Raw genomic sequence first — 16,529 nt, forward strand, 5'->3', positions numbered from 1 at the left:
TCTACTGCTCTTTTTCCTCTTTTTTTATCTCTAAAAGAGGATCAAATTTTGGGCGTTTCAGCCTTGGCGCCTCTTTTGAAAACTTAATTAAATCTTCTACCGTTTTTATATCTTCATCCAAATTCTCCAGACTTAACAAAAACAGTCCATAGGTTGTAATGACATCGCTCATGGCTCTGTGATGCCTGGCTTCTGGATTTAATCGCAGTGTTTCATTCAGATAGGAAAGTGCATATCTGTAAGAGACAATAGTTCTTTCAGCCAAGGCAAGAGAACAGAGACTCCTGTTTAGCAGGGGTTCCAAGCCGATTTTTTGCAGGCTTTTGGATATAAAGCTGTAATCAAATTTGACATCATGGGCAACAAACACGGCATTACCCAAGAAGAGTTTAAATCGTTGCAGAACATCTTTGAGTTGAGGCGCATTTGTTGTATCATCGACAGTTATGCCTGTAATCTCCGTGATATGAGGATTAATTTCTTTGGTATGGACCAAAGATTCAAATCTGTCTATGATTATTCCATTTTTTACTTTTACAGCAGCAATTTCAATGATCTGGTGTTTTTCTATTTTTGAACCGTTTGTTTCGATATCAACGATACAGAATTCTGCCTGATGGATAGGAATAAATTTTGTATCGAAATAGTAATATCCCTGGTGTCTGATTACATGTAAACCCTGTGCTTTCCAGAGTTCTATAGAAAGTTCAAGCTCTTCGCTCAGTTGCTCTTTGAGTGTTTTTAAAGAGAGCCCGCGTGAAGAGAGTCGTGAAATGCTTTTGGCATCAAGATTGAAATTATCAGTGAGCATTGTGTATAAACTCTCTTACTTTAGCTGCATCTTTTTTCCCGTGTGATATTTCTACACCGCTGCTGACATCAAAAGCATAAAAACCGTACTTTTTCAGAGCCTGAATGTTGTCGGGAGTTAAGCCGCCGGCAAGAATTATTTTGGAACATTCAACGCCCTCAAACCATTCTGCATTAAGTTGTTTTCCTGCACCGCCATATGCTTCACAGTAGGCATCAACAAGTCTGTACTCATCAGCATATTGGAGGACATCTTCTTTTTTTTGTGCTCTTATAACTTTGATATGAGGGATTTTCAGTGCTTCATAAAATGCCTCGTCTGCTTCAAAATGAATCTGGGCAAGTGTCGCACCAACCTCTTTACATGTAGCATTGACTGTCTGTGCATCGACGTTGACAAAGAGGGCTACTTTCTCAACAAAAGGAGGAAGTTTTTGAATAATTTTTTTTGCCTCAGCAGGTGTTAAGCAGCGTGGAGATTTTTCATAAAATACAAATCCAAGTGCATCAGCTCCGGCATCTATTGCCGTCATAGCATCCTCATAAGAGGTAATACCGCAGATTTTTGTACGCATTATATTTGTAAGCTCTTTATCGCTTTGGCTCTGTCTTCGTGCTTGAAAACATAGCTGCCGGCAACAACAACATCAACGCCGGCTTCTTTGAGTGCATGGATATTTTTGTCACTTACCCCGCCGTCTACCTGGATAAGACATTCGGGATTGAGTCTTTTCCTCATAGCATCAAGTTTTTTTGCTTTTGGAAGTACGGAATCTATGAAAGATTGCCCTCCAAAACCAGGATTCACACTCATAAGCAAAACCATATCCAAATCACCAAGAAGGTATTCCAATTCTTCGGGAATTGTGTTGGGATTGAGCACTATACAGGGTTTGATGCCAAGAGAGCGGATTTTTTGTATGAGCCTATGCGGGTGTTTTTCTTCTTCTATATGAAAAGAGATATATTTTGGCTGCAGAGGTGCGAAAAGCTCTACAAAAAAGGTGTTGTTCTCGACCATAAGATGAATATCCAGGGGTTTTGTGGCAGCTTTGGCTATAGCCGAAACCACAACCGGCCCTATCGTCAGATTGGGTACAAAATGCCCGTCCATGACATCTACATGTACCAGATCACATTCCGCTTCACATATTTCCTGTACATCCCGTGCCAAATTTCCAAAGTCTGCCGAGAGAACGCTAGGGGCTACTTGCATATTCTTCCTTTTAAATTATTGTGGAATTATAAACTATAATAGCTTTTACCTTGTTAAGAAAAACAAAAACTTGTCATTATCAAAGGATAAATCAACCTGAACACCTTTTTTTCCTTTGGCAACTTCTAGCAGTCCTTCAACATTATGGTAGGTTCTAGGAAGGGTAATATCCACACTGATGTGTTCGTCTGCCAAAAGTGTTTTTACTTTTCCTCCGACAATGTTGACAAGTTCAGCCAGAGTATCAAGTATCATCTCTTTGTCGTCAGTACTCTCCCCAATAAGCAGTTCACAGGCTTTTTTCGCAATGCCCAGCGGAAAAACAAGCATAACCATGCCGTCAATGTCTCCGTAAAAACCGATAGAGCTCGCTATTTTTCCATCTTTGTCAGTAATTTCAATTTTGTCTACTTTTGCCGCATCTTTTACTGCTTTTGAATTTGTCATCATCTCTATAGTGGCTACAGTCGCATCAATAAATCTTGGCAGTTCTGTTACCAGTACTTTGTTAAGTGCACGTTTGTTCTTTGTCGCAGCTGCACTGCTGGCACCAAGTTCGTCCAAAAGTTCTTTGTTTTGCAAAATATCATCCATCTGTTCAAAAAACATGATGCCGGCATCTTCAAGTGTCTCTTTGAAAGAAAGAGGTGTTTTGTCAAAAGACATGCCTACAAAACATATGGTGGCATTGTATTCGGCAGAAGATGATGCAAGCTTTGAGAAAAAATTAAGAGCATGAATGTTCATACTGACAACTTTGTAGGCATCAAAGATAAAAAGTCTAAAACCTACATGTAATGAATTGTTGTGATAGGCTATATTAAAAGTATTGCCTATTTCCGCATCCAAAAATGAAGAGACAGTGTATATGATGGCATTGCCTGTGACTCTTGTTGCAACTTTTTGTCCCATTTGCCCGAGATATGTGTCTTCTATGATGACATCATAGGCATTTTCTACTTTTGCTTTTTGTAAAAACTCTTCTTTTGTCTGTGCAACTATCGGGTTGTGGCCATTGTTGTGCAACTCTATTGCCAGAGCGGCTCTTTGTGACTTGTCTTCACTGTAAAGCAGTATATTTTTATTTTTTTCTTTGAACCCGTCTGCAAACAGAGAAGCGATTTGCTGAGTTTTAAAGAGTGAAAAACTTAAATCGCCATCATAAAATTTTTTAAAAGCATCATATTTCTTTTTGTCATAATCACAAAAACCGACGATTATATGGTTTTTGCTTCTGACTTTTTGAAACATTTTTACAAAAGTATCCAAACCGTTTCTGTTGAAGAAAATAACTTTTTTTAGTGAAACAAGAATCATCGAAGCATTGCTTTTGAGTGTGGCATCTATATCTTCTATGCTCAGAAAGGAACTTCCTGACGAACCGTCAAGGAATCCCTGAGGGTGAAATACGCCGATTCCTTCTCTAATTACCGCTCTCATGAAATCTCCATCAGTTTTGAAAAGTCATTATAGATGTCGCTGACAAAATCAATTTGAAAGTCAATAAAATCATTCAATCCGGCTTCAATAAAAACAGGTTTTGACAGGGTGTAAAAGAGTAGCAGATGCATCCATTTTCCAAGTTTGTTGTTTGTTTCATCCTGAGACGGTTTAATGCCGGAAGATGCCTGAATGATATCGGCAATATTTTTGGGCATTTCCCATTTTTGGGAAATTCTTTCGCATATATCAAACAGGTCCATATTGCAGAGTCTCTGCAATATGGTGTTGAGATCAATCTCATCTACACTTCTAAGAAGCTTTACATCTTCAATTTTTTCACAAAAGAGTGCTTCGGATACTATGATACTTGCAGGGAGCAGAGCAACAGCACTCTGAAGGTCTTTATCTTCTATCTGCAAATAAGCGGTAATTTTGTGCCAGTCAACAGAGAGTCCGGCCTGTAAATCATAAAAAGAAGATTTGTTCAGTTTGAAGAGTTTCCATTTTGCGGGAGAAAGCAAAGAGATCATATAGTTGTAAGCCGCCTGCTGTGATCTTGAGACACCAAGTATGCCAAAAATCTGAGAAACATTTGTGACTTCATTTTTAAACCCGTACAAAGGTTTGTTCACCAGCTCTTTCAAATAGGCATTGAGTGCAGGGTCATTCTGTGCCACTTTTGCTGCTTGAACCAGATCACCCTGATCAAGCAAAGCGAGCGTCTGTTTTAAAATCTTTGGTGATGGCGGTATTTTTTCTATAAATGCGTCTATCTGTTGTAATGTAATCAAATTTTACTACTTTATGTTGGATATTATATATTCTAACGAGATTAAGATAAAATTCAAATAAAGTATAGAAAGTATATTCTCAAAAAAAACAAAACAGGCTTAAGTTGCAGTTTTGCTTTTGTTTGCTATAATTCGCAACTTTAAAATATCATTCAAGGATACTCAAATGGCAAGAAGATGTGCTATCAGCGGCAAAGGCCCGATGAGTGGGAACAATGTTTCTCATGCAAAAAACAGAACAAAGCGTCGTTTTTTATTAAACCTAAGAACAGTTCGTATTACATTAGAAGACGGTACAACGAAGAAGATTAAGATTTCTGCAAGAGAATTACGCACACTTAAGAAAAATTCGTAGACTATAGGAATCAGTTTTGAATCTTTTACCAAGGATTCGCAAGTTCCTAAATTGGGAGAGCCCTCCCAAGCCTGATCCCAAGCTTCTTCCTGAAGTTTATTCCCACCTTAAAGCTTTTCGTCTCCCTTTAATTTTAACAGTGTTTGTAATGTTAATAGGAACATCCGGATATGTTCTTATAGATAATTTTACAATAATGGATGCAATTTATCAAACGGCCATTACTTTTACTACTGTTGGGTTTGGTGAAATTGCTCCAATATCAAACGCAGGAAGAATTTTTACTATCAATTTAATTATTGCAGGGTTTGCAGTATTTTCAAGTGCTATAGGTATTTTGGTTTCAGAACTGAACAAGGGGCATATTGTTGCCATAATGAAGGAGAGAAGAATGCTGTACAAAATAGCAAGACTTAAAAAGCATTTTGTTGTGTGTTATCATAATGATTATACAATAGAAGTAACAAAACAGTTGCGAAAAAACCATATTCCTTTTATTGTGATTGATCCAAGAGCTGAAATCCATGAATGGGCAATAGAGCATAAATATCCGCATTTTTTGCAGGCACAGCCTCATGCTGAGCTCTCAATGCTCAAAGCACATCTTTCTTCTGCAAAAGGTTTGATTACTTTGTCGAGTTTTATTGCTGACAATATTGCGCTGATTGCTTCGGTGCGGCTTTTTGAGAAAGAACATTTTTTGCCTCGTCCCTATTATGTGATATCCTCAGCAGAAACAATGAGTGATGTGGAAAAGCTGAAAAAACTTGGAGCAGACACTGTCGTTTCTCCGACAAAACTCACAGCGCAGAGAGTCTCTGCAATGGCAGCCCGTCCCGATATGGAAAATCTGCTTGAAGAATTTTTATATAAAAGTGACAATCCTTTGGATATGCAAGAGATCATAGTGCCGCGTTACAGTTGGGCAGTTCTCAAAAAATTGAAAGAGACACATATCCGGGAAATTGCAAACACATCAGTTGTGGGAATTACCAGAAAAGACGGAAAGCTTATTGGAATGCCAAAGGGAGATACCTTGGTGACAAGTGAATCGAAACTTCTAGTGATAGGCACACAGGAAGGGATTAAAATAACAAAAGATCTGATTTCAAAAAGAGTCAAACCTAAGGAGTTGAAGTTTGTATAAGTTGATAAAAGTTGATGGTGGGGTTTGTACGGCAGAAGGTTTTTATGCAGATGGTATCAGTGCAGGATTAAAACCGAACAAAGCAAAAGATATGGCTTTTGTTTACAGTGATACCTTGTGTGAAATAGCAACAGCATTTACAACAAACAAAATGACGGCAGCACCTATACGCCACTTTAAAGCAAAAGGTGAGTTTCAAACAAATTTTGTACTTATTAATTCTAAAAATGCCAATGCTATGACCGGAAAAGCAGGTATTGAAGATATAGAAGAAATTTTAGCCACCTTGCCGGAGGAAGTGCACAATCCTGTAATGAGCTCAACAGGTGTTATCGGTGTACGACTGCCAAAAGAGAAGATTATAGCGGGTGCCAGACTTTTTGATTTGAAAAAACGAGACGGCAGTTCGGCGGCGGCAGCGATTATGACAACCGATACTTTTTCAAAACAGATTGCCTACAGAGTTGAGCTTGAAGACGGCAGCAGTTTTCACATTGGTGCAATGGCAAAAGGCGCGGGTATGATTAATCCCGCTATGGCTACTATGCTCTGTTTTATCACAACTGATGCCAAAATTGACAAAGATGAAATGCAAAATATTTTAACTGAAAATGTAAAAACAACTTTTAATGCCGCAAGTGTTGACGGAGATACCTCGACCAATGACACAGTCATGTTGCTCAGCAATGCAAAAAGTAAAGTCTACCACAGGAGAGCATTCACAGAAGCTCTTTATAAAATTATGCGTTTTTTGGCCCGTGAAATGGTAAGAGACGGAGAGGGCGCGACAAAACTTGTTACCTATGAAGTGAGTGGGGCAAAAGATGATGCGGAGGCAGAGATTGTGGCCAAAGCGCTGACCAATTCTTTACTTGTCAAAACGGCACTCTACGGAGAAGACCCAAACTGGGGAAGAATCGCTTCAACAGTCGGTGCAAGCGGCGCTGATGCGGATGAAGAAAAACTGCGTATTGCCTTTGAAGATGTCTGTGTCTATGACAGGGGAACACTGTATTTCGATGCAGTGATGGAGCAAAAAGCCGGTGAGATAATGAAAAGAGAAGCATTTACCATTTATTGCGATTTGGGAATAGGAGACGGAAAGTTCACAGCTTTTGGCTGCGATCTCGGGTATGAATATGTCAAAATAAATGCAGACTACAGAACATAATCCTCTTTAAACGCCACATAGCGTGAGGCAGAGGCGTAAAGTTCTTTTATCTCCTCCTCGCTCAATTCTCTGACAACTTTTGCAGGGCTTCCCATGATGAGTGAGCATGGCGGAAAAACTTTGTTTTTTGTCACAAGCGAACCTGCTCCGACTATGCTCTCTTTGCCTATAACCGCACCGTCCAGTATAGTAGCGCTCATGCCGATAAGACAGGCTTTTTCTATGGTACATCCGTGCAGCATGACGCGATGTCCTATGGTCACATCATCTTCGATGATTGTCGGATTTCCGTCACTTTTGTCCTTTTTTTTGTAATGCGTTACATGTATCATACTCAAATCCTGAATATTGACACGATTGCCGATTTTTATATAATGCACATCACCGCGAACGACACAGCCAAACCAGATGGAACAGTCTTCTCCACAGGTAACATCTCCGATAACATCCGCTGAAGGCGCTATCCAGCTTCTGCTACCTACAGTCGGGGTTATATTTTTGTATACATGTAACATAAGGCGTGCTCCTTTAACTTTCTATGAAGAGACGGTTAACCAGTTGCTGCACATAGGTAGAGGTCTCTTTTTTGGTTGCTTTTGCAATGCGATTGACATAGTCTTCAAGAAGTTTGTGGTTGTTGATAACCTTTTGCCCCTCTTTTGGTTTGATTTTTATATAGGATCCGTCACTTTGCAGTTCATGTGCAAGGGCATTGTCGGAGCATTGCAGTTTGAGAATCTGTATAATTTTCTTTTTGGCATCTTCATCTTTGATGGCAGTTAAAAGCTCTATACGCCGCACAAGATTTCGGGGCATCCAGTCTGCACTTGAGATATAGACTTTTGATGCATCATTTTTAAAATAAAAAGTACGGGCATGCTCAAGGTATTTTCCCAAAATGGAAACAACTCTTATATTTTCGCTGACATCTTTGATACCGGGCTTCAAACAGCAGATACCACGTACAATAAGCTCAACTTTTACACCGGCTATAGAGGCTTTGTAGAGTGCTCTGATGACATCATCGTCAACAAGTGAGTTTATCTTTGCAATGATATGTCCGTTTTTTCCCTGTCTTGTTTCATTGTGAATGAGTGAAAGGACTTTAGGCTTGATTTGTGAAGGAGACATATATAACTCATTGAGTTTTCCTTTTTTGCTAAAGCCTGTCAAAAAGTGAAAAAAACGTGTTAAGTCATTGGTGATGGTGTCCTTGCTCGTCATATAACTCATGTCAGTATATATTTTTGCAGTGGAAGGGTTATAGTTTCCTGTGCCTAAATGGGCATACTGCTTGAGTTTTCCGTTTTTTCTTCTTGTGATTAAAGCCGCTTTTGCATGGACTTTAAACCCTTGAATTCCGTAAATAACATGGGCTCCTGATTTTTCAAGCGCTTTTGCCCAAATGAGATTGTTCTCCTCGTCAAAGCGTGCTTTTAGCTCAACCATAACGGTAACCTGTTTTCCCGACTCACTGGCATCCATCAAAGATTTGACGATAGGCGACTTTGTCCCTGAACGGTAGAGTGTCATTTTTATAGAGACAACATCAGGGTCTTTTGCCGCATGTTGAATGAGATTTACCACAGGGTCAAAACTCTGATAAGGATGGTACATCAAGACATCCTGCTTTTCCAGGATAGAGAAAATATCTTCATTGTTTTCAAAAGGCGGCAGATTTTTCGGTTGAAATGCCGGTGCCAAAAGATGTGCAAAGTTTTTGTTCGATACTATCTGCCAAAGACTTGAGAGATTTAAAAAGGTATGGTATCTGTAGATGTCATCTTTGTATATATGTGCATGACGGTTAAAAAAGTTAATGATTTCATCATCAGCATTTGAACCGACCTCAAGCCGGACCATTTCTCCTTTACGGCGGAGTTTGAGCCCCTCTTCAAGAATCTCCATAAAGTCATCAGCTTCCTCTTCTTCTATGGCAATATCAGCATTTCTTGTCACGCGAAAAGGGGCATATTTGATAAGCTCATAGCCCGGAAAAAGTTCATCAACATGCTTTTCCACAACACTTTCTATCGGTACATAGGTTCCGTTTCCAAGCTCTACAAATCTGTTTAAAACACGGGGAACACGTATAATTCCAAAGCGTTCTATATTTTCGTTGTCCATATCGCGAAGTTTTACGATAAGCCCGAAACTCAGGTTGTTAAGATGTGGAAAAGGATGTGTGGCATCTATGGCAATGGGAATAATTACCGGATAGATGTTTTCATTGAAATACTGGTTGAGTTTATGTTTGTCCTGATTGTTCACTTCATCATATGTCTTTACACTGATACCATGAGGCTCAAGTTTTTTAAATATTTCACTTCTGCAGTGCTCGACAACCTGCTGTTCCTGATGCAGATAGTTTCTGATTTCACGAAGCTGCTGCAGAGGTGTCAGCCTGTCGGCCCCTGAGACGATAATACCCGCGGCAAAAAGCTTTTTAAGTCCTGCCACGCGAATCATATAGAACTCATCCAGATTTGTTCCGTAAATGGCAAGAAATTTGAGACGTTCAAGCAGCGGCAAAGACTCATCCTGTGCCTGTTTGAGGACTCTTGTGTTAAACTGTAACCATGAAAGCTCACGGTTTAAATAAAGATTGGGATTTTTAAGGTTTATCATAAAATTTTCACTTTCTTTGGTAAGTTTTTTCTTTATTATAGCAAAGAAATTATTACTATTTGATTACACCTGTGCCGCTCATGTTGGCTGCGTGGTAAATTGTCACACCGTTTTTTCGGGCATAGTACTCTAAAAGCAACTTCTGCAGTGTCGGCTCAATAGAAGGGGTAAACCATGCATTGTTGCTTATGGCAATCATATATTTTACATTGCCATTGTAGAGCTCTTTACATGTAGCCTCATAACAGACGGCATTTCTGAACCTGATACCTTTTATGACAAAGTCTGTCGGTTTTTTTGCCGTAACAAAATCACTTGATCCTTGAAAAAAAGTATCGTTGATGAATTTTTGTGCAAATTTTGGCAGAGGAATGTACTCGCCAAAAGGAACCAGAATGAGTTTTTTGGCAACCTTGTATCTGCCTTTGTCAAACATATAGGTGACATTGTAGTTGAGATTGTTTTCACGCATCAGTGCACCGGCAATGACAGTGATTTTTTCAGAAGCCTTACGAAGTTCCTGCATCAGTTTCGGCATTTCATTCATAAAAAGAGGGAAGACAGATTCGGGGAATATGACAACATCATAGCCTTCTGCCTGTGCCTGACGGATTTTTTCAAAAATCATGGCAACGGTAGGGTAGAGGCTGCTTCTCTCCCACTTGACACTTTGGGGGATTTCTGTTTGTACCAGCTTTATTTTCAGGGGCGCATCATACTGCTTGGGATAGCCGTAGTTATAGGCAAAAACGAGAAGCAAAAGAGGCAAATATCTGTATTTTTTGTTTTTTATCAGTGAAGGCAGGGAGAGGGCGAGCAAAACGGCCGCCAACTGATATTTGTAAATGCCTATATAACTGTTGACAAACAAGAGCTCAATTTTCATCCAGTTCCAGCCAAGCGGTTCAAAAAAGCTGAGCCCAAAAAGCAGTATGGCCCGTATATAGGGCTTGTCTGTAAAGGCAAGCGGTGCAAAAAAGAGAAGATAAATAATACCGAAGCCGAGAGTAACAAAAGGCTCCATATAACCGACACCCTGGTATTTAAAACTGAAACCGATCCAGTAAAACCAAAAGAGTCCTATAAAAAAACCGCTAAAAAGAACCGCTTTTTTAGGAATGCTAAGAAGCAGTGCTATTGCTCCAAGTCCAAAAAGGGTATTGAAAAATTTATTTTCAATGCCAAAATATTCCAAATAGATAAAAGCACTGAAAAGTGCAGCCGTGCCAATTGCGAGTAAAATATTTTTTGTTAAGGAATTCATTTTGAAATTGTACTGAATTTAAGAGCTTATTAGTATATTTTTTGTATAATCGCTGCAATTTTATAAGAGAAGGAAGCACAAGATATGGAAATTATCTCCCAACTACTACCGTTTGTATTTTTAATTGCAATTATGTATTTCGTAATTATTCGCCCACAGCAAAAAGAGGCCAAGGCCAAAAAAGAGATGATTGAATCTCTTAAAAAAGGTGACAAAGTCATCACTAACGGCGGTTTTATCGTTGTTGTTCATAAAGTTGAAGAGAACTTTTTGACAGTAAAACTCAATGATGATACACTCGTAAAAATTACAAAAGATTCCATTGCAAAGAAGTTCGAGGATGAAGCTTAATTATCGCATAGTCATCTTTGCTCTGGCAATAGTGTTTGGAATTGTATTTTCTCTTCCATCACTTTTACAGACCCAAAGCGGCAAAAAAATAACCTTAGGCCTTGATTTACAGGGTGGACTGCATATGCTGCTCGGTGTGAAAACCGAGGAAGCGACAAAATCACGTATTAAATCAATAGCAGCAAGTATCAAACACTTTGCAGAACGCAATGATATTTTAATAGACGGATTGAGCTTTGACAGCAAAAGTGTAACTTTTGAAGTGCTTGATAGTGACGAGATTAAAAACTTTGATGATTTTTTATCAAAACTTGAAGGTGTGAAAGTTACACACAAAGGTTCTGTCATAACCTTGAGTCTGACGCCTAAAGAGATAGAAAAAACAAAACAGCAGGCAGTCTCGCAGGCAATTGAAACGATCAGAAACAGACTTGACCAGTTCGGACTCTCAGAGCCCGTTGTCGCACGTCAGGGAAAAGACAAGATACTTGTAGAGCTTGCGGGGATTAAAACACCGCAGGAAGAACAGCGTGCACGCGAGTTGATTTCTCGTGCGGCAAAACTTGAAATGATGGCAGTTGATGAAGCCAGAAATGCACGTGTTTACAATATGAGCGATGCGGATGCGGCGGCATACGGTGATGTGATTTTAGAAGATGTGAAAAATCCTAAAATCAAATATCTTGTGCATGAAATCCCTATTCTGGACGGCGGGATGCTTACCGGTGCAAATGTGGGCTTTGACCAAAACAACCGCCCGGTGATTAATTTTAAACTCAATGCAGAGGGTGCTGACATCTTCGGTGATTTTACCGGCAAAAACGTAGGCAAACGTCTGGCAGTCGTACTTGACGGGAAAGTCTATTCTGCACCGAATATTAATGAACGCATCGGCGGAGGCAGCGGACAGATTTCCGGAAACTATACAGTGCTTGAGGCAAAAGATTTGGCGATTGCACTGCGTTCGGGTGCATTATTGGCGCCAATATATATGATGGAAAAACGTTCTGTCGGCCCAAGTCTGGGTGCTGACAGTATTAAAGCATCTATGATAGCGCTGATAGGCGGTTTTATTCTTGTTATTGTTTTTATGATGGTTTATTATCGTATGGCAGGGGTAATTGCAAATATTGCCCTGATTGCAAACCTGTTGATTCTTTTGGCGGTTATGAGTCTTTTTGGTGCGACATTGACGCTGCCGGGTATGGCAGGTATCGTCCTGACGGTCGGTATGGCGGTGGATGCGAATGTCATTATTACCGAAAGAATCCGTGAACTCATTTATGAGGGAAAATCTATGCACAAGGCCATAGAAGAAGGCTACGCAAACGCAATGACGGCAATTTTGGATGCAAATATCACGACGCTGATTGCTTCTGTTGTCTTGTATGTCTATGGTACAGGTGCTATAAAAGGGTTTGCCATTACTATGAGTATCGGTATTTTGGCATCTATGCTCACTGCAATTCTCGGAACACACGGAATTTATCAGATGCTTGAACCTAAAATGGGCAAAAGCAAAAATTACCGTTTCTGGTTTGGGATTAAAGGATAATTATGGAATTTTTTAAGTATAAACAGCCCATTGATTTTATGGGTAAATCAAAAATTGCGATGGCAGTTTCAATTATTCTTATCTTGGCTTCATATGCGATTTTGGCGACAAAAGGACTCAATTACGGGATCGACTTTGCCGGAGGAACGATTGTTCAGGTAAAGTATGACACAAAAGCCCCTATCAAAGCGATGCGGGAAAAACTGCAGGCAGACAAACTTTTTGACGGTGCTTCCATCAGTGAGTTCGGTTCTCCGGATGAAGTTGTCATTCGTATGAAAACATCGAGTGCGAGTGTAGCAAAAGACATCGGTGATGTTGCAAGAGCAGCACTGCAGGGTACAGGCAATTTTACGATTCGCCGTGTTGATATTGTAGGTCCAAAAGTAGGTTCAGAGTTAAAAGAGAAAGGGCTTATGGCACTTTTTCTCTCTATAGCCGCGATTCTTGTTTATGTGGCATTTCGATTTGAATGGCGATTTGCCGTGGCTTCTATAGCCGCGTTAGTGCATGATGTCTCGATTGCAATGGGTGCGGTGGCTCTCTTTCAGATTGATGTCAACCTTGATGTACTTGCTGCAATACTGACACTTTTGGGATATTCGCTCAACGATACAATTATTGTCTTTGACCGTATCCGCGAAGGGATTACAAAATCCAAAAAAGCGAATTTGACAGAGATTATCAATGAATCTATCACAAGAACGCTTGCCCGTACGACACTGACCTCTTTAACGACCTTTTTTGTGGTTTTTACACTGTTTATGTTTGGCGGAGAGATTATTCATGCCTTTGCATTTACGCTTTTGGTAGGTATAATCGTAGGAACATATTCGTCCATCTTTGTTGCTTCACCGTTGTTGATACTGTTTGGTTTTGATGTGAAAAACTATCATGCAAAACTGGCAGAAAAAGCAAAAAGAGAAGCAGAAAAAAACAGAATGCGCGAACAGTTTGAATCAGGAGTTATGTAATGGATTGGGGTAAAGTAGTATACGTATTTTTTTCATTAATGAGTCTTACATCGATCGCAGGGTTTTTATATGAAAATACGGCTATTTCATTGTTTATAGCCGCAAGTGTGAATCTGATTTCAACAATTTTAAAAATCGGTGTGCGTAATCTGCTTTCAGCCGAACTGTTGGCATCTTCTTTGGTGGCAGACCTGCACCTGATTCCGGCATTTGTCTTTTTGGTTATTGTGCAGAATGATTCCTGGGCAATTGCCCTGGCAATCGGTGCATTGATTGCCAATGTATTTTCAATGGGACTTGTCTACATTGAGAGCAGTAAAACACACGAAGAATATTAACAGGAAGAATAAAATTGGAATATAACGCAAAAACTATAGAAAAAAAATGGCAGGAATACTGGAATCAAAACGAAAGTTTTGAGCCGAGTGAAGATTTTACCAAAGAGAAAAAATACATTCTTTCAATGTTTCCGTTTCCAAGCGGACGCCTGCATATGGGACATGTAAGAAACTACTCTATCAGTGATGCTTTTGCGCGGTACCACAGACAGCAGGGCAAAAATGTTTTACACCCGATTGGCTTTGACAGCTTTGGTATGCCTGCGGAAAATGCTGCTATAAAAAACGGTTCACATCCTAAAAGCTGGACCTATGACAACATTGACTATATGAAAAACGAATTTTATTCTCTGGGTTTCTCTTTCTCACGTAAACGTGAATTTGCCACAAGTGATGAGCTTTATACGAAGTTTGAACAGGGCTTTATCATAGATATGTATAACAAAGGTTTGCTGTACCGTGAAAAAGGGATGCTTAACTGGTGTCCGCATGATCAGACTGTTTTGGCAAACGAGCAGGTAGTGGATGGATGTTGCTGGCGATGTGACACACCGATTGTCAAAAAAGAGATGAATCAGTACTATTTTAAAATTACAGCTTATGCAGACGAACTTTTAAATGATTTGAAAAAACTTGAAGGTGGCTGGCCAAAACAGGTTCTGACGATGCAGGAAAACTGGATAGGCAAGTCAAACGGACTTGCTTTTGATTTACACTTTGATGAAGCAAGTCAAGCAAAACTTTCGCATACATTTGAGTGTTTTGATGTTTTTACAACAAGACCTGACACTATTTACGGTGTGAGTTATACGGCTTTGGCACCTGAACATGAAATTGTTTCGTATATGATTGAGAACAAACTGCTTGATGCGGATATTGTCGCAAAAATTGAGACTATGAAAAACACCTCTTCAATCGAGCGGCAAAAAGAGAAATCGGGTGTTTCTCTTGGTTTACATGTAACGCATCCGCTCACAGGAGAAAAAATTCCTGTCTGGGTGGCAAATTTTGTATTGATGGATTATGGAAGCGGAGCGGTTATGGCCGTACCTGCACATGATGAGAGAGATTATGATTTTGCTAAAAAGTATGACCTGCCTGTAAAACCGGTTATCAGGCCTTTTAAAACAGAACATGACTTTTTAAAATCTGCTTTTACAGAAGTCGGTGAGCTTATAAATTCCGGCGAATTTACAGGGATGAACTCTCAAGAGGCACAGGAAAAAATCATAGCTGTGTTTGAACAAAAAGGTTTGGGCAAAAAGACGACAAACTATAAACTCAAAGACTGGGGTGTGAGTCGTCAAAGATACTGGGGTGCACCTATTCCTTTTATTCATTGTGACGCGTGCGGTCTTGTTATGGAGAAAAAAGAGAATCTTCCTGTGGCTCTGCCGGATGATGTAGAGATTACAGGAGAGGGAAATCCTTTGGAAAAACACCCGACATGGAAACACTGTAAATGTCCGGAGTGTGGAAAAGATGCTGTTCGTGAAACAGATACGATGGATACTTTTGTAGAATCCTCCTGGTATTTCCTGCGTTTTTGTGCATCGCCTCAAAACTGGGAAAAAGAGGCATTTTCACCTGAGCAGATAAAATACTGGATGCACCAAAAAGGGCATGAAGGTGTTGATCATTACATCGGTGGGATAGAACATGCGATTTTACACCTTTTATATGCGCGTTTTTTTACAAAAGTGTTCCGTGATTTGGGTTATATTGATTTGGATGAACCTTTTGAGAAACTTTTAACCCAGGGAATGGTACTTAAAGACGGGGCCAAAATGAGCAAATCAAAGGGCAATACGGTTGACCCTGATGCCATCATTGAGAAATACGGTGCAGATACGGCACGTCTGTTTATACTTTTTGCCGCACCGCCGACACAGGAACTTGAATGGAATGACAGTGCTGTTGAGGGTGCCTACAAGTTTATAAAAAGATTTTTTGAGCGAACTGCAAATGTCTTTACATGTAACGAGAAGCCTGAAATCAATCATGCAGACTTGAGTAAAGAAGAGAAGTTTGCCCGTAAAAAAGTCTATGAAGCACTCAAACGTGCCGAAGATGTTTATAATGAAAGATACACATTTAATACAATGATTGCCGGTGTCATGGAGGCGATGAATGCGCTCAATGCACAAAAAAATGCAGATGTATGGACGGAAGGATACTGGATACTCAGCTCGATTATGGAACCTGTTATTCCTCATACCTGTCATGAAATCAGTGAGCAATATTTCAAACTGAACAACCTGGCTCCGCAAGAAACAGTAGAAGAAGTTTTTGTAGAAGAGAGCATCTCTTTGGGTGTTTCTCTCAACGGGAAAAAAAGAGGGGAAATTGAAGTTGCCGCTGATGCTGATAAAGAGACAATTATTGCAGCAGCAAAAGAAAATATTGCCAAGTGGCTTGAAGGCAAAGAGATTGTCAAAGAGATTTTTGTTCCTAAAAAGCTTGTCAATATTGTTGTAAAGGGCTAA

Annotated in this window: 16 protein-coding genes; 8 read left to right on the plus strand and 8 right to left on the minus strand. The window is 39.8% G+C overall.

What is annotated here, in order from left to right:
• Position 1 precedes the first annotated feature (1 nt).
• Genes MLC52_RS02870 through MLC52_RS02890 form a run of 5 tightly spaced genes read right to left on the minus strand, consistent with a single transcriptional unit; the run spans position 2 to position 4,260 of the window.
• Positions 2-811, minus strand: coding sequence for a 3'-5' exonuclease (locus MLC52_RS02870; RefSeq protein WP_151900920.1), 810 nt, complete (start codon positions 809-811; stop codon positions 2-4).
• Positions 801-1,385 (minus strand): phosphoribosylanthranilate isomerase, encoded by a 585-nt coding sequence (locus MLC52_RS02875; RefSeq protein ID WP_346389433.1) that lies wholly within the window; start codon positions 1,383-1,385, stop codon positions 801-803. Before MLC52_RS02875 ends, MLC52_RS02870 begins: the two co-directional genes overlap by 11 nt.
• Positions 1,385-2,026 carry a ribulose-phosphate 3-epimerase gene (rpe, locus tag MLC52_RS02880; RefSeq protein ID WP_434581221.1) on the minus strand — a complete coding sequence of 214 codons (642 nt, stop codon included), beginning with the start codon at positions 2,024-2,026 and terminating at the stop codon, positions 1,385-1,387. Before rpe ends, MLC52_RS02875 begins: the two co-directional genes overlap by 1 nt.
• 45 nt (positions 2,027-2,071) lie before the next feature.
• A complete protein-coding gene (locus MLC52_RS02885; protein ID WP_346389435.1) occupies positions 2,072-3,466 on the minus strand; it encodes a chemotaxis protein CheX in 1,395 nt (464 codons plus the stop codon).
• Positions 3,463-4,260: an HDOD domain-containing protein gene (locus MLC52_RS02890; RefSeq protein ID WP_346389436.1), complete on the minus strand. Its 798-nt coding sequence runs from the start codon at positions 4,258-4,260 to the stop codon at positions 3,463-3,465. Before MLC52_RS02890 ends, MLC52_RS02885 begins: the two co-directional genes overlap by 4 nt.
• Before the next feature lie 166 nt (positions 4,261-4,426).
• Here MLC52_RS02890 and rpmB point away from each other — a divergent pair, with 166 nt between their 5' ends.
• Genes rpmB through argJ form a run of 3 tightly spaced genes read left to right on the plus strand, consistent with a single transcriptional unit; the run spans position 4,427 to position 6,933 of the window.
• Entirely contained in the window at positions 4,427-4,615 is a 189-nt protein-coding gene (gene rpmB, locus MLC52_RS02895; protein WP_013326380.1) for a 50S ribosomal protein L28, read from the plus strand.
• 16 nt (positions 4,616-4,631) lie between these two features.
• On the plus strand, positions 4,632-5,762 hold the full coding sequence (locus tag MLC52_RS02900) for a potassium channel family protein (protein WP_434581224.1): 1,131 nt from the start codon (positions 4,632-4,634) through the stop codon (positions 5,760-5,762).
• Positions 5,755-6,933 carry a bifunctional glutamate N-acetyltransferase/amino-acid acetyltransferase ArgJ gene (gene argJ / locus MLC52_RS02905; protein ID WP_346389437.1) on the plus strand — a complete coding sequence of 393 codons (1,179 nt, stop codon included), beginning with the start codon at positions 5,755-5,757 and terminating at the stop codon, positions 6,931-6,933. The genes MLC52_RS02900 and argJ overlap by 8 nt, the downstream gene beginning before the upstream one ends.
• On the opposite strand, the gene MLC52_RS02910 is transcribed toward argJ, so the two are convergent.
• Genes MLC52_RS02910 through MLC52_RS02920 form a run of 3 tightly spaced genes read right to left on the minus strand, consistent with a single transcriptional unit; the run spans position 6,921 to position 10,825 of the window.
• Positions 6,921-7,448 carry a gamma carbonic anhydrase family protein gene (locus MLC52_RS02910; RefSeq protein WP_434581226.1) on the minus strand — a complete coding sequence of 176 codons (528 nt, stop codon included), beginning with the start codon at positions 7,446-7,448 and terminating at the stop codon, positions 6,921-6,923. The genes argJ and MLC52_RS02910 overlap by 13 nt on opposite strands.
• Positions 7,449-7,461: 13 nt before the next feature.
• Positions 7,462-9,561 (minus strand): RNA degradosome polyphosphate kinase, encoded by a 2,100-nt coding sequence (locus MLC52_RS02915; RefSeq protein ID WP_434581228.1) that lies wholly within the window; start codon positions 9,559-9,561, stop codon positions 7,462-7,464.
• A gap of 55 nt (positions 9,562-9,616) precedes the next feature.
• On the minus strand, positions 9,617-10,825 hold the full coding sequence (locus tag MLC52_RS02920; RefSeq protein WP_434581230.1) for an apolipoprotein N-acyltransferase: 1,209 nt from the start codon (positions 10,823-10,825) through the stop codon (positions 9,617-9,619).
• A gap of 84 nt (positions 10,826-10,909) precedes the next feature.
• Here MLC52_RS02920 and yajC point away from each other — a divergent pair, with 84 nt between their 5' ends.
• The 5 genes from yajC to leuS are packed head-to-tail and all read left to right on the plus strand — an operon-like array spanning position 10,910 to position 16,529.
• Complete coding sequence (yajC, locus tag MLC52_RS02925) at positions 10,910-11,176, plus strand: preprotein translocase subunit YajC (RefSeq protein WP_151900910.1); 267 nt, start codon at positions 10,910-10,912, stop codon at positions 11,174-11,176.
• Positions 11,166-12,731, plus strand: a complete 1,566-nt coding sequence (gene secD, locus MLC52_RS02930; RefSeq protein WP_151900909.1) for a protein translocase subunit SecD — start codon at positions 11,166-11,168, stop codon at positions 12,729-12,731. The genes yajC and secD overlap by 11 nt, the downstream gene beginning before the upstream one ends.
• A 2-nt stretch (positions 12,732-12,733) precedes the next feature.
• Entirely contained in the window at positions 12,734-13,705 is a 972-nt protein-coding gene (gene secF, locus MLC52_RS02935; RefSeq protein ID WP_151900908.1) for a protein translocase subunit SecF, read from the plus strand.
• Positions 13,705-14,043 (plus strand): DUF6394 family protein, encoded by a 339-nt coding sequence (locus MLC52_RS02940; protein WP_151900907.1) that lies wholly within the window; start codon positions 13,705-13,707, stop codon positions 14,041-14,043. The genes secF and MLC52_RS02940 overlap by 1 nt, the downstream gene beginning before the upstream one ends.
• Positions 14,044-14,057: 14 nt before the next feature.
• Positions 14,058-16,529, plus strand: coding sequence for a leucine--tRNA ligase (gene leuS / locus MLC52_RS02945; protein ID WP_434581233.1), 2,472 nt, complete (start codon positions 14,058-14,060; stop codon positions 16,527-16,529).

The organism is Sulfurimonas sp. NW15 (assembly GCF_051132285.1).
GTDB classification, from domain to species: Bacteria; Campylobacterota; Campylobacteria; order Campylobacterales; family Sulfurimonadaceae; genus Sulfurimonas; species Sulfurimonas hydrogeniphila.

Bases quoted from the DNA above. Each gene is read 5' to 3' on its own strand.
- MLC52_RS02920 (WP_434581230.1), bottom strand. From the start codon at position 10,825: ATGAATTCCTTAACAAAAAATATTTTACTCGCAATTGGCACGGCTGCA.
- rpmB (WP_013326380.1), top strand. From the start codon at position 4,427: ATGGCAAGAAGATGTGCTATCAGCGGCAAAGGCCCGATGAGTGGGAAC.
- secD (WP_151900909.1), top strand. From the start codon at position 11,166: ATGAAGCTTAATTATCGCATAGTCATCTTTGCTCTGGCAATAGTGTTT.
- yajC (WP_151900910.1), top strand. From the start codon at position 10,910: ATGGAAATTATCTCCCAACTACTACCGTTTGTATTTTTAATTGCAATT.
- MLC52_RS02875 (WP_346389433.1), bottom strand. From the start codon at position 1,385: ATGCGTACAAAAATCTGCGGTATTACCTCTTATGAGGATGCTATGACG.
- MLC52_RS02940 (WP_151900907.1), top strand. From the start codon at position 13,705: ATGGATTGGGGTAAAGTAGTATACGTATTTTTTTCATTAATGAGTCTT.
- MLC52_RS02870 (WP_151900920.1), bottom strand. From the start codon at position 811: ATGCTCACTGATAATTTCAATCTTGATGCCAAAAGCATTTCACGACTC.
- MLC52_RS02910 (WP_434581226.1), bottom strand. From the start codon at position 7,448: ATGTTACATGTATACAAAAATATAACCCCGACTGTAGGTAGCAGAAGC.
- rpe (WP_434581221.1), bottom strand. From the start codon at position 2,026: ATGCAAGTAGCCCCTAGCGTTCTCTCGGCAGACTTTGGAAATTTGGCA.
- MLC52_RS02915 (WP_434581228.1), bottom strand. From the start codon at position 9,561: ATGATAAACCTTAAAAATCCCAATCTTTATTTAAACCGTGAGCTTTCA.
- secF (WP_151900908.1), top strand. From the start codon at position 12,734: ATGGAATTTTTTAAGTATAAACAGCCCATTGATTTTATGGGTAAATCA.
- MLC52_RS02885 (WP_346389435.1), bottom strand. From the start codon at position 3,466: ATGAGAGCGGTAATTAGAGAAGGAATCGGCGTATTTCACCCTCAGGGA.